At 33.7% G+C, this 12,872-nt stretch carries 14 protein-coding genes and 1 pseudogene; 4 read left to right on the top strand and 11 right to left on the bottom strand.

Annotation, left to right across the window (positions count from 1 at the left end):
- Positions 1–31: 31 nt before the first annotated feature.
- Genes C6H31_RS01295 through tatB form a run of 6 tightly spaced genes read right to left on the bottom strand, consistent with a single transcriptional unit; the run spans position 32 to position 3,323 of the window.
- A complete protein-coding gene (locus C6H31_RS01295; RefSeq protein WP_104697005.1) occupies positions 32–406 on the bottom strand; it encodes a hypothetical protein in 375 nt (124 codons plus the stop codon).
- Positions 403–603 carry a PP0621 family protein gene (locus C6H31_RS01290; RefSeq protein WP_104697004.1) on the bottom strand — a complete coding sequence of 67 codons (201 nt, stop codon included), beginning with the start codon at positions 601–603 and terminating at the stop codon, positions 403–405. The genes C6H31_RS01295 and C6H31_RS01290 overlap by 4 nt, the downstream gene beginning before the upstream one ends.
- On the bottom strand, positions 600–1,130 hold the full coding sequence (gene rsmG, locus C6H31_RS01285; RefSeq protein ID WP_104697003.1) for a 16S rRNA (guanine(527)-N(7))-methyltransferase RsmG: 531 nt from the start codon (positions 1,128–1,130) through the stop codon (positions 600–602). The genes C6H31_RS01290 and rsmG overlap by 4 nt, the downstream gene beginning before the upstream one ends.
- Positions 1,127–2,143 carry a tRNA preQ1(34) S-adenosylmethionine ribosyltransferase-isomerase QueA gene (queA, locus tag C6H31_RS01280; RefSeq protein ID WP_104697002.1) on the bottom strand — a complete coding sequence of 339 codons (1,017 nt, stop codon included), beginning with the start codon at positions 2,141–2,143 and terminating at the stop codon, positions 1,127–1,129. Before queA ends, rsmG begins: the two co-directional genes overlap by 4 nt.
- Positions 2,144–2,875, bottom strand: coding sequence for a twin-arginine translocase subunit TatC (tatC, locus tag C6H31_RS01275; protein ID WP_104697001.1), 732 nt, complete (start codon positions 2,873–2,875; stop codon positions 2,144–2,146).
- A complete protein-coding gene (gene tatB / locus C6H31_RS01270; RefSeq protein WP_104697000.1) occupies positions 2,868–3,323 on the bottom strand; it encodes a Sec-independent protein translocase protein TatB in 456 nt (151 codons plus the stop codon). Before tatB ends, tatC begins: the two co-directional genes overlap by 8 nt.
- A gap of 128 nt (positions 3,324–3,451) precedes the next feature.
- On the opposite strand from tatB, the gene C6H31_RS01265 reads away from it, so the two are divergent.
- The 4 genes from C6H31_RS01265 to C6H31_RS01250 all read left to right on the top strand — a co-directional run bounded on the left by C6H31_RS01265 (position 3,452) and on the right by C6H31_RS01250 (position 7,816).
- Positions 3,452–4,297, top strand: a complete 846-nt coding sequence (locus C6H31_RS01265) for a fumarate hydratase (RefSeq protein WP_104696999.1) — start codon at positions 3,452–3,454, stop codon at positions 4,295–4,297.
- Positions 4,298–4,741: 444 nt separating this feature from the next.
- Complete coding sequence (locus C6H31_RS01260) at positions 4,742–6,802, top strand: carbon starvation CstA family protein (protein WP_104696998.1); 2,061 nt, start codon at positions 4,742–4,744, stop codon at positions 6,800–6,802.
- A complete protein-coding gene (gene kcuS, locus C6H31_RS01255; protein ID WP_104696997.1) occupies positions 6,783–6,980 on the top strand; it encodes a KCU-star family selenoprotein in 198 nt (65 codons plus the stop codon). The genes C6H31_RS01260 and kcuS overlap by 20 nt, the downstream gene beginning before the upstream one ends.
- Before the next feature lie 278 nt (positions 6,981–7,258).
- Positions 7,259–7,816 (top strand): Fe-S-containing hydro-lyase, encoded by a 558-nt coding sequence (locus C6H31_RS01250; RefSeq protein ID WP_104696996.1) that lies wholly within the window; start codon positions 7,259–7,261, stop codon positions 7,814–7,816.
- Here C6H31_RS01250 and C6H31_RS01245 read toward each other — a convergent pair.
- The 5 genes and pseudogenes from C6H31_RS01245 to C6H31_RS01225 form a co-directional block, all read right to left on the bottom strand.
- Entirely contained in the window at positions 7,813–8,034 is a 222-nt protein-coding gene (locus tag C6H31_RS01245) for a YdcH family protein (protein WP_104696995.1), read from the bottom strand. The genes C6H31_RS01250 and C6H31_RS01245 overlap by 4 nt on opposite strands.
- A 79-nt stretch (positions 8,035–8,113) precedes the next feature.
- A complete protein-coding gene (locus C6H31_RS01240) occupies positions 8,114–9,265 on the bottom strand; it encodes an ABC transporter permease (RefSeq protein ID WP_233709929.1) in 1,152 nt (383 codons plus the stop codon).
- Entirely contained in the window at positions 9,262–10,341 is a 1,080-nt protein-coding gene (locus C6H31_RS01235; RefSeq protein WP_104696994.1) for an ABC transporter permease, read from the bottom strand. Before C6H31_RS01235 ends, C6H31_RS01240 begins: the two co-directional genes overlap by 4 nt.
- Positions 10,341–11,312, bottom strand: a pseudogene (locus C6H31_RS01230) (HlyD family secretion protein). The gene C6H31_RS01235 and the pseudogene C6H31_RS01230 overlap by 1 nt, the downstream one beginning before the upstream one ends.
- 183 nt (positions 11,313–11,495) lie before the next feature.
- Entirely contained in the window at positions 11,496–12,860 is a 1,365-nt protein-coding gene (locus C6H31_RS01225; RefSeq protein WP_104696993.1) for a TolC family protein, read from the bottom strand.
- Positions 12,861–12,872: the final 12 nt, after the last annotated feature.

Below are 12,872 nucleotides of genomic sequence, written 5' to 3'. Positions count from 1 at the left end.
GTGGATGATTATACCATTAATCCTCTTTAAATTAGTAGAGAACTTTTTGAAAAATCACTCCATCAATCCCCATTTTAGCAATCTCTTCAATCTCTTCAATCTCTTCAATCACATATAAAATTTTGGTATCTAATAGATAGGTTTCTACGATTTGCTGATATTCTTTTGGAGAATCTTGCAAAATTACATATTTTGCATTTAATTTTGCATAAATTAATAATTCCTTGATGCTTTCAATCTTTACTGCGTAAGGAACATTATTTTGCATACAAAATGATGAAATAGAAAAATCCTTATCATCTTGGGAGAGAAACCACACAAGTCCCTGAGTTGTATCAATTTGTTCTTTTTTTTCAATTTTTGAAAAGCCCTCAAATGCAATGGGCTCATAACCAACAATAATCATTCTCTCCCCTTTTGCATACATTCTACCGAACAATAATTTTTGCCTTGATAGACTATAGATTCCTCTAAGCTTACATAGATTCCGCAGTTTTTACACTCTATCATTGTTTGCTTATCATCTTGCTTTTTTATTTCTTTTTTTCTAAAAAAATACCAAACTACCGCTACAATTAACACTACAAAGATTAAAAACTTCATTCCCTATTCCTCTCATAAAAATAAATTCTCTGCCTTCTGTGGGAATATTTTGCAACATCTATATCAATTTCATTTTTAAGGTCCTCACCCTTATAAAACAAAAAATATCCATCCAAGGATAAAAATTTCCTAGATAAAGCGATTAAATCTTGTGTAGGCATTAAAGCTCTAGAAGTGATGAGATCTACTTGTATTTGTCTTTTTAAATCCTCAATCCTTGTTTTTAAAATTTCTACATTAAACAACTCAAGCTCGGTGCAAATATATTGTAAAAATGCGCATCTTTTTTTTCTTGGTTCTACTAAGAAAAATTTTTTATCTAGGTTTTTAATTGCAAGAGGAATTGCAGGAAAGCCTGCCCCACTTCCTATATCCATACATTCCTTAAAATCCTTAATAAATTCAAGAGGATAAACACTATCAGCAATATATTCTTGCACCATATCCAAATCTAAGTTTCCCCCAAGATTATGCACTTTATTCCATTCAAGCAATAGTTGCGAAAAAATTTCAAGCTTTTGTTTCATATAATCAGCATCCCATCCCCATAAGAATAGAATCTATAAGACTTTTTTATAGCCTCATTATAGATTTTCATACAAGTATCTAAACCCACCATAGAGCTAACAAGCATAATAAGTGTAGATTTTGGTAGATGAAAGTTTGTTAGAAGTGCTGAAGTTTTTATAGGCAAGTTTCCAAGATGCAAAAATATATCACACTCCCCCTCATACTCTTTTACATTTTTTCGTGCCAAAAATTCTACAGATCTCATTGCTGTAGTTCCTACACACAAAACCTTATTAGCTTCTTTAATCTTTTGCATTGTTTGATTATCTATAATCAAAGTCTCACTATGTATCTTATGATCTCTAATATCTTCGCATTCCACCCCAGCAAAAGTCCCTGCTCCCACATGCAGAGTTAAAAAAGTATTTTGATAGTTTTTATTTACATAATCCATCATTGCATCAGAAAAATGCAAAGAAGCAGTTGGAGCTGCTATAGCTCCATAATATTTTGCAAAAACACTTTGATACTCTAAAGAATCCCTAACCTCATCCTCCCTTTTTATATAAGGAGGTAAAGGAACATGCCCAATCAAATCACACATTTCAAAGAAGCTTTTAATCTTTTGATCTTTATAAAAACATTCAATGATTCGATAGCCATTCTCTAGCACGTCTAAAACCTTAGCACTATAATTTTGTTCTAAAAGAATTAGATCTCCTGATTTTACTCTGCCTCTTATTTGGACTAAAAAACCCTCATCAATATTTCTATGAAATAAAATTTCAATCTTTGCTCCACTAACCTTTTTTCCAAATACCCTAGCCTTAATCACCTTAGTATTATTAAAAACAAAAAGATAATCCCTTGGGATAAAATCAAACAAACTTCTAAAAGTAGTATGTGTAATGGCTTGAGTATCTTTATGAAAGACCAAAAGTTTAGCATCCTCTTTTGGCAAGAGAGGGTATTTTGCTATGAGATCTTGCGGAAGATGATAATCATAGCTTTCTAGAGAAAACTCTCTCACTTATACCTTCTCTTTTTTGTTTGCAGGATTTACTGCTTTTACAATTAAAATAGAAAAACCATAGAGCAATACCAAAGGAAGAGCCATAAAGATTTGAGATAAAACATCAGGAGGCGTAACAATCGCAGCAACAATAAAAATTAAAACAACAGCATATTTGAAGTTTTTAATCAAAGTCTCATCTGTAATCAGATCAATTTTTGCAAGAAAAAATGCCAATACAGGTAATTCAAAAGCAATGCCAAAACCTAAGATAAAGCGCGTAAAAAATGTAACATAATTTGCTGCTGTAATATTTGCTCTAAATTCTTCATTACCAAACAACAAAATATATTTTAGAGCATACGGGAAGGCAACAAAATAGGCAAATAACACACCTATGGCAAACATAGTGCTACCAAAAAACACAAAAGGAAGAATTACTTTTTTTTCTTGCTTATACAAACCTGGGGCTACAAACTCCCAAATTTGCCAAAAAATAATGGGTATTGAGATTCCAAGAGCAGCAAAAAAACTTACTTTCATTGCTACAATAATTCCTTCTGCTGGCGCTGTTTGGATAAGCATTCCCTGCACTTCTTGTGCATAAGCTGCTTCAAGAGGCTTTTTAATGTATTCAAAAATCTCATGCCAAAATCCAAAACAAGCAATAAAAAGAACCACTAAAGTTCCTGCAGAAATGATAAGCCTTTTACGCAAATCTTGAATATGAGGCTTTAAGTCTTCAAACATCACTTTCCCCTTTTTTCTTAAAACTAGTAGTCTTTCCAACCCTAGGGCTTACTTTCTTTATCTTTTTTTGTGGTTGTGAGGCCATATCCTTTTCTTCTTCTTGTGTTGTTTCCTGATGAGATGGACTAGGAGCATCTTCTATTTTTTCTTTTGTTTCTTCTACATCCTTATAATCATCAAACATCGTGTTGATATCTTGAAGTTTCATATCTTTTGTTGTATCACTTATAGTGCTAGTAAATTGCTCCTTATACTCTAGCGCCTCTTTTTTAATCTCACTTATCTGCAATTCCTTATCAAAGGTTTCCTTTGCTTCATTGATAGTTTTTTTCACTACTTTAAAAAATTTAGCAACATCAACAATAAGCTTTGGTAATTTATCAGGTCCCAAAAAAATGATTGCAACTACCACAACAATTAAAACTTCAAAAATACTAAAACCAAACATAGCTAAATAAATGCCCTATTTATCAAAGAATCTAAAATAACTCCGCTATTTTATAACAAATTAAAAATATTTCTGTCACAAGAAAAAAATTTTATATAATCCAAAATCTGCTACACAAAAGGATGATGATGAGAGAAATATCTTGCCACCTCATAACCCAAGTTGTAAAGGAGTTGTGTATTCAGGCCTGTTGCATTCAAACAAATGATATTAAAAAAGCTTTTCATCAAGCAATACAAAAAGAAGATTCCTCACTTGAAAAACATATACTAAAATCTTTGGTAGAAAATGGAGAAATTGCAGAAAAAAGAATGATGCCTCTTTGTCAAGATACGGGTATGAGTGTAATTTTTGCAAAAATAGGACAAGATGTGCATCTTGTTGATGGTAATTTTGAAGAAGCCATACAAAGGGGTGTATCACTGGGCTATACCGAAGGATTTTTGAGAAAGTCTATAGTAAAAGATCCACTTTTTCAAAGACAAAATACTATGGATAATACTCCCGCAGTTATCCATACACAAATTACACAGGGGAATCAAGTTGAGCTTATGGTTTGCGCAAAAGGTTTTGGAAGTGAAAATAAAAGTGCATTAAAGATGTTAGTTCCTGCGGATGGTATAGAGGGTGTAAAAAAATTTTTCTTAGAAACAATAAAGCTAGCAGGCCCTAATGCTTGTCCTCCTATGATTATTGGTGTGGGTATTGGGGGTACTATGGAAAAAGCCAGTATTCTTGCCAAACAAGCGACTTTACGACCCATTGATTCAAAAAATCACCACCCCTCTTATGCGCAATTAGAAGAAGAACTTTTAGAATTAGCAAATCAAACAGGAATTGGGGCTCAAGGACTTGGAGGCAATCACACTGCATTTGCAGTAAATATAGAATGGTATCCTACTCACATTGCTGGATTACCTGTTGCAATTAATATCAGTTGCCACGCAACAAGACATGCTCACCAAGTGATTTAATTTATAAACCAAATCCTTATTCAAAAGGGTGTAAAAACTATAGCTTCCTGATTGATTCAATTTCTGGGTTCATATCTTATGAACCTTAGGGAAAATAAGCAAACTAAATCATTGAGGTTTTATCTAGCTGACATATGAGAGAATTTTATTTTAATTCATCTAATCCTCTAAAAACCTTGGATCTTAGTAAGATTTTGATTATGTTAAATATTATAATGCCCTAATGCGATGATAACAACCCTAAAAAGACTTCTCTTTCCAAGCTATTTAGTTTGCTGTTTTGATATTTTAAGCCCAGATTCTCTATTATAAAAATGTAACTTTTTAGACAACTTATTGTAAAAATTTTTGTTAATTTTTAACAAAAATCTATTGAAATTATTACAATTTTTATATCCCCTGAGAATATTAAGAGATTCCAAAATATAAGTGAGGGAGAGTAAAATGAAAGTCTTAAAGGGTCTATTTTGGGTATTTTTGGCTGTAGTTGGAGCATTTTGCTTCTGTGTTCTAGCGCTTCATAAAGGAGAGCGTATCTCGGCTATCTATTTGGTAGTTTGTGCGGTATGTATCTATATGCTAGGCTATCGCTTTTATAGCTATTTTGTGGCTTATAAGGTTTTGGGGCTTGATTCTACAAGATCAACACCTGCTGTTTTAAATAATGATGGTAAAGATTTTGTCCCTACAAATCGCTTTATTCTTTTTGGACATCATTTTGCAGCGATTGCAGGTGCTGGTCCATTAGTAGGACCTATTCTTGCTGCACAAATGGGCTATCTCCCATCTATGATTTGGATTTTAGTTGGTGGAGTGATTGCAGGTAGCGTCCATGACTTTATGGTCTTATTTATTTCAAGTAGGCGCAATGGTCGCTCTCTGGGAGAAATGATCAAAGATGAAATGGGTAGTGGTGTAGGTTCCCTTGCAATGCTTGCAATTTTAGGCATTATGATTATCATCATTGCAATTTTAGCAATGGTTGTTGTAAAGGCTCTTGCAGATTCTCCTTGGGGAACTTTTACAATTTTTATGACAATCCCAATTGCCTTGTTTATGGGAATTTATCTCCGCTATCTGCGTCCTGGTCATGTTGGAGAAGCAAGCATCATTGGTTTTGTTCTTTTAATGTTATCACTTTATTATGGGCATTATGTTAGCGAGAGTCCTCAACTAAGCGCATTTTTTACTTTCAGCGCACCAACTTTAGCAATTATGATTATGTGCTATGGTTTTGTTGCAGCTATTCTTCCTGTTTGGCTTTTATTGGCACCTCGTGATTATCTAAGCACTTTCTTAAAAATTGGTGTGATTGTTTGTATGGCACTAGCAGTTGTTATTGTAGTACCTGATTTAAGAATGCCAGCTATTACGCAATACATTGATGGGACAGGGCCTGTTTTTGCTGGTTCTCTCTTCCCATTTTTATTCATTACCATTGCCTGTGGAGCAATTAGCGGATTTCATGGATTAATTTCAAGTGGTACTACTCCCAAAATGCTGGCAAATGAAACTGATGCAAGAATGGTAGGATATGGTGCAATGCTTATGGAATCTGCAGTAGCTATTATGGCTTTAATTGCAGCTTGTATCTTGCAACCTGGTCTTTATTTTGCAATCAATTCTCCAGCAGTCACAATTGGATCTGATGTAGTTTCTGTAGCACAAACTATTACAAGCTGGGGCTTTAGCATAACTCCTCAAGATATTGAAACACTCACACGCCAAATTGGAGAACATACAATCTTATCAAGGACAGGTGGAGCTCCTACCTTTGCAATTGGTCTTGCATTAATTATCCACCAGATTGTGGGTGGAGAAGCGATGATGGCGTTCTGGTATCATTTTGCAATCCTTTTTGAAGCACTTTTTATTTTAACAGCTGTTGATGCAGGAACAAGAACCTGTCGCTTTATGATTCAAGATATTTTAGGAAATGTGTATAAGCCTTTGGGAAATTTACACTCTTTACCAGCAGGATTATTTGCGACGCTTATTTGTGTAGGTTGTTGGGGATATTTCCTCTATCAAGGCACAATTGATGAAAAAGGCGGAATCTTTGCCTTATGGCCACTATTTGGAGTAAGCAATCAAATGTTAGCTTTAATGGCATTGATGCTTATAATTTGTATTCTCTTTAAGATGAAGAAAGGCAAACTTGCTTGGGTTCCTGCAGTTCCTGCTCTATTCTTAGCTATTGTAACAATGTATGCTGGTATGCAAAAAATCTTGCCAGATAATGGGGATGCAATGAGGGCAAAAATCAGTCATGTTGCAATTGCACAAGAATTAAGCAAAAAGATTGAGCTAGCCACCGATGAGAATGTAAAAAGTATATTAAAAAGCGGTAGGACAAATAATATTATCAATGCTATACTTTGTGCATTTTTTATGCTTGTAACCTTGATTATAATAGTTAGATCCATTATATTAAGCTTGCAGGCAAGCTATGGCAAATGTCAAATTCCATTGAAAGAAGAAAAATATGTTGCGCTCACTCCTTAAATTTTACAAATCATCTGAAAGATTTTTTCATTTGTTAGTGGGTGTTCCAAGTTACGATAAGTACCTGGAACACCACCATAAATATCATCCTAACTGCAAACCAAAAACACGAAAAGAGTTTTTCTTAGAAATGCAAAACCAAAGATATGGCAGTGATGGTGCAAAAAAGTGCTGTTAGCTTGATAATACAAAAATCCTATAAAGGCTCTTGCAAACCTGATAAAAAGATTTGTGAGACCTGCTTTTAATATCCCAATTAATCCTCCCTTTTAAGAATTTTGATTCTAGCCAGATTGTATATCTATGTATATTGCAATAATTTTTAAGCCTTGCATCAAAGTTTAATTCTAAGAAAACCTAAAACTTCTCTTTATTAAATCAATTAAATAATTTAAAAAGTTTTTCTATATGTTAGAATTTCCACCATAGGAAAATCAACTCACATAAAGGAAAAATATGAAAACTATCCGCCTGCAAGCTCCCTTTGATAAAAAAGTAGTAGAAACACTAAAAGCTGGAGATAGTTTATTGATATCTGGTAGCTTAATTGTTGCAAGAGATGCGGCGCATAAAGCTATATTTGAAGCGGTCAAAAAAAATGAGAAATTACCCCTATCATTGGAAAATCAGATTCTTTATTATCTGGGGCCAAGTCCTGCAAAACCAAATGAGATTATTGGTTCAGCAGGTCCTACAACAAGTGGAAGAATGGATAAATACACTCCAACAATGATACAACAAGGCATTAGTGGAATGATTGGAAAGGGATATAGAAGTAAAGAGGTGATTGATTGTATGATAAAAAATAAAGTGGTTTATATGGTTGCAATAGGAGGCGCTGGAGCTCTTATTTCACAAAGTATTTTAAAATATGAAGTTTTGGCTTATCACGAGTTAGGTCCAGAATCCTTAGCAAGAATCGAAGTAAAAGACTTTCCTGCAATTGTAGCAATAGATTGTTATGGGAATAATTTTTATGAAATAGGGCAAGAGCCCTATAAAAAAACTAACTAGTTTGCTTTTTTATAATCCATTATCATCGCATAAACTTCATCTTTTAACCGTAGCTTTTGCTTCTTAAGTGTTTCAACTTCCATATTACCCAACACTTCTATACCATTTTCTGCATTTATAATTTTTTGATCCAACTTATTGTGCTCATCAAAAATTTTTTCAAAATGCGCATTCTCCTTTTTTAATTTTGAAATCTCGTCTCTGTACTCGTGAAACATTTTATTCTCCTTTAAAAAACTTTATAAACATTCTAACACACTAGTTCCTTAAAACAACTAAAATAAGTTAATTTTATTTTTACCTTTTTGTCTTTTGAGTAGTTTTAGATCTTTGCAATGTCTTATAAACAATTGCAAGAGAGCTAAAGATCACCCCTAATGCTAAAAGCCAAAAAAATTCGGACATAATTTGATCCAACTCTGCACCCATCTGATTTAAGCGCAAAAACCCATTAATTCCGTGGTATGCAGGAATTATTTTTGCAATATTTCTTAAAAAATCAGGAATTAGGTCAATCGGCCAAATAAATCCTAAAAGAAAAACAATAGGCAAAGAAGATACCAAAACAATTTGTGTTGGTAAGGCACTGTCTTTAATCAGAAAACCTAGGAAAATCCCTAAGGCTAAGGTTGCAAACAAAAATGCAAACGCAAAACACCAAAAATCTATCCAGTTAGCTTGAACATTAATATGATAAAGCTTGAAGAAGAAGCCAAAAAAAAGTAAAAATAACACGAAATAAGTAATGCCAAAAACCAAGAATCTTGCCACTACTAATTTTACAACAGAAGCTTTGGAATAATATGCTAATGGATTTTTGGCTGAATTTTGGAATGCCCCTATTAGCATAGTTCCTCCAATTGCAGTTTGATGCAAGATAAAGATTAAAACTGCTGCTAGTGCATAATTTAGATATCCAACACTTATATTAAACAATGGTATAGATTCTTTTGCCAATAAATTTGCATCATTGCTCAAATGTTGTGTTTGTAAAGTTTTCATTTTTATTTTTACTTGATCCCCCAGGGCATTTGCAGCACTATTTAGCGCTTCAACAATCGTTCCATAGGCAGAAAAATAAGAGGCATTTGCAATGTACCCCAAGTAGCTAGGCACCCCTTTATGGAGGTTTGCCTCAAATCCTTCTGAAATAGTCAAATAGCCAAATATTTTATTTTCTAGTAACAACTCTTTGGCTTGGTTTTGAGAGGATAAAACATACTCTATTTTTACTTGAGGCAATGCACTAATAAAAAAGATTAGCTCTCTTGATGCAGAACTTTTATCCATATCAACAACAGCTATACTTTGATTTCTAATTACATCATTTTTATAGGGGGTAGGATATAAAAGTGCATACAACAAAGAGCCACCAAGCACAATAAGTAAAATTACTCCATTACTAAAAACAGCTTTAGCCTCTTCTAAAATCACTTTAAAAAAATTCAAATCTTCCCCTTCAATCTATAAAGCAAAAATCCCAAAGGAATAAAAAGTAAAAAAGGAGTCATTTGGATTAATATTTTCAATCCCTCCATAATACTGCCCCCATAGTTTGCCTGCTGAAAATAAAACTTCATAAAGTATGAAATTGGCAAAATATTACTCCAAAAAACCGCAAAATTATCCATTGCACTCTGTGGATAAGTCACTCCTGCAAAAGCTAAACTTGGAGCTGTGTAAGCTGCAATTAATCCTATGGCTTTTGTGGGATTTTGATAGGCACCTTGCAAGGTTAAAACAATCCCACTAATACACAATCCCAGCAACAAGAAACCAAAAAATAAAAAAGGAACATTACCAACTAATGGGTAACCTAAAAAATCAAAGAAAAACACCATTACCATACCCCAAAAGGTAAAAATAAAAAGATTAAAGCAAAAACGCATCCATAAATCTACAGAATCCCTGATGGGATAACTTAATAAATTCAATAAACCCAAAGCCACAAGTATTTGCCACATACAAGGCAAAATCAGCGTAACTAGAAACTGAGCATAACTGCTTTGTGTATTAAAAAGTGGGTCAATATGTGGCAAGATAGGTAAGCTAGCACCCATTGCCATACTCATATTTTTGGTTTTTACAAGATTATTGCCTGTTTGTATTTTTGCATTTAAAATACTCACAACTTGCAAAAAAGCACTATCTAATGCTTTTCCAATCAAAATAAATTGTGTATTGTAGTAAAGAGCTATTTTTTGTTCTATGCCAAGTTTTACACCTCTTTGCAATCCATCAGGAATCACAGCAATAGCATAAATATGACCATCGCTTAAATCTCTCTTTGCTTCACTAATAGAAGTGTAGTAGCGATTTAATGAGAAGGTAGGGGATGCTTGCATATCATAAATGAGCTCTCTTGAGAGAGTGCTCTTATCAAAATCAACCACTCCTATTGGGAGTTTTCTAGGCAATGCATCTATAAAAATGCTATAGATTATGCCCCCTAACAAAATAGGCATTGCTAGATAAACAATCCATAAGAATTTATTACGAAATAAAGCCCAAAATAATGGAGGCATCAATCTACCCTAACCAATACGCTCATCCCGACTCTAAAGCCTTCAATTTTTTCCAAAGGTCTTGCTTCAATCTCATAGCTTTTCATATCATAACCCTTACTGCCTGTCGTTGCTTTCCAAGTTGCAAAATCTCCCATTACAGATACATACTCTACTTTAAATTTAACACTTCTTTGAAGCGCTGGGATATAGCCTTCAAAAACACTATCTTTTTGAAATTTTGAGAGATATTGCTCATTGACACTTATTTTTAGCCAAGAATCCTCTAAGTCAATTAACATCACTACAGGAAAACCACTTGGACTAAGCTCTCCATTGTGCAATAATACATTGCTAACTTCTCCAGATACAGGAGCATATGCATTAACATCCTTTATATATGCCTCCACCTCATTTACTTGGCCTTTTGCAACATTTTCTTTTTCAAAAACAGCACGCTTAGTCTCATCCCTCAAGCCATCTAAAGCAATTTTATATTGCTGATAAGCTGCATTTTCATTATGCTTTGCACTTTCATATGCAGCAAATGCCTCATCTTTTTTTTGCAAACTTACAACACCACTTTTATAAAGCTCTTCTATTCTTTGATAAGTTTTTTGAGTTAAATCTGCCATTGCTTTTGCAGAAGACCACACATCCTTTGCAGCCAAAATTGCCTCTTGTCTTGAACCTTTGTTTGCCTCTTCACTTAAGGCTTTTGCTGCTTCATAACCTGCTTGTGCTTGTGTAAGCTTTGCTTCAACTTCAGGACTATGAATTTGATAGATCAAATCCCCCTTTTTTACCATATCCCCACGCTTTACCTTTATGCCCTCAATTCTTCCCGCAAGCTTTGAGCTTACACTATATTCTCTTGCCTACATCTGTCCTTGAATAATTTGGGGCTTTGGCTGATATGCACGATAGAAAGTTACCCCAAGCCACGCTAAAATACAAAATAACAAGATTCCAAAAAAGATAAACTCCAAAATCCTTTTTTTACCACTCTTGGGCTTTTTTTCCACTTCTTTTTTTATCTTTTCTTTCGCCTTATCTTTTGATAAATCTTTAGCACCAAAAACAAATTCTTTATTTTTCTCTTGTATTTCTTTCTTTTCTTTTTGCTTCTTTTTTTTCTTCTTATCTTGTTTTTCTTCTTCTATCATTATTACACCTTACCTTTGAATTTCATAAAACATTGCAATACTATCACTCACTGCCATAAGTTTTGAAAGCAAAATCACATACTTATATGCAATTGTCTTTTGCTCAATCAAAACTGAAGCAAGCATATTTCTAGCATCTGTAACTTGTATGCTTGTTGCAAGTCCTTGTGTAAAGGCCTTCTCTTGAAGCTTCAAATTTTCTTTGGCAAGCTCTATACTAGAATTTAAACTCCAATACTCTTGTTGTGCAAATTGCATTTCCTTATAAGTGCGTTTTACAAGCAATTCCATATCCTTGGTAGCTTGAGACTTTGTTTTATCAAGTTGCATTTGCGTAATTTTTGTGGCTTGAAGTTGTGGTATTCTTCCACCAGGAGTAATAAGGGGCATTCTAGCAGTAATACCTACATACCAAGATGGTAGGGATTGATTTAATAAAAAATTATTATTAACAAAATAAGAGCCACTTAAAGCTACTTCTGGAAGAAACTTTGATACCTCTATCTTATAAAGCTGTTTTGTAATCAGCACCTTTTGATCCAAACTCTTTAATATTGGATAAGAATCTAGTGTCTTTTGTACAAAAAAACTTTCATTTTCTCCTATAAGTTTTCTTGGCACAATAATCTTAGAACTTGGATTTACCCCATCTAATCCCAAGACAATATTTAATGCCATTTGGGAAACTTCAAGGGCATTTTGAGTTTCTTTTGTTTTATTCATAGCCTTATCTAAAGCAACCTGTGCACCTAAAACTTCAAGTTTAGCAATCTGTCCTGCTTTTTGTAGTTTTTGGGCATTTTGATAATGAATCTTTGCACCATTTTCAATATCTTGTAAGGTTTGCAAGACTTCTTGTTGCAACCAAACTCCATAATAAATTTTTACTAGCTCCTCAAAGGTGGCAAGCTTTTTTAAGCGCAATGCCTCAATGGCATCTTTTTCCTGTAATTTTGAAATTCTTGTAGCATAGATTCTTTTTCCTCCTGTGTAAAGAGGATAAATAATGTTCAAAGAACCCACAATAATATCTTGTTTGACAAAATCAATTTTATTAGGAATATGATCTAAAATCCCCTGAAGCAAGGATGTACCAACGCCATTACCCACAGATCCTATAATCTTATTCTTTGTCTCTACAGTGCTTAAGCCAATAGTATCTGCCAAATGAATATAAGAAGCTGTAAAATCAATCACAGGTAAAAAAGAAAGTTTAGAAGATAGAGTAAGTTTTTCTTGTCTTTTTACTCCCAACTCCTCTGCTTTAATCCCATCATTATGCTCTAACACATACTCCCAAGCTTCCTGCATACTTAAATCTTTTGCAACGCCAATAAACAGGAGCCCAAAAATTAAAGGTATTAGTTTTAACACAATCTTTCCTTG

Origin of the sequence: Helicobacter sp. 'house sparrow 1' (assembly GCF_900199585.1) — a bacterium.
Classification (GTDB): Bacteria; Campylobacterota; Campylobacteria; order Campylobacterales; family Helicobacteraceae; genus Helicobacter_H.
Note: the sequence above shows the minus strand (reverse complement) of the source record. Positions and strands in the feature narration are given on the sequence as shown.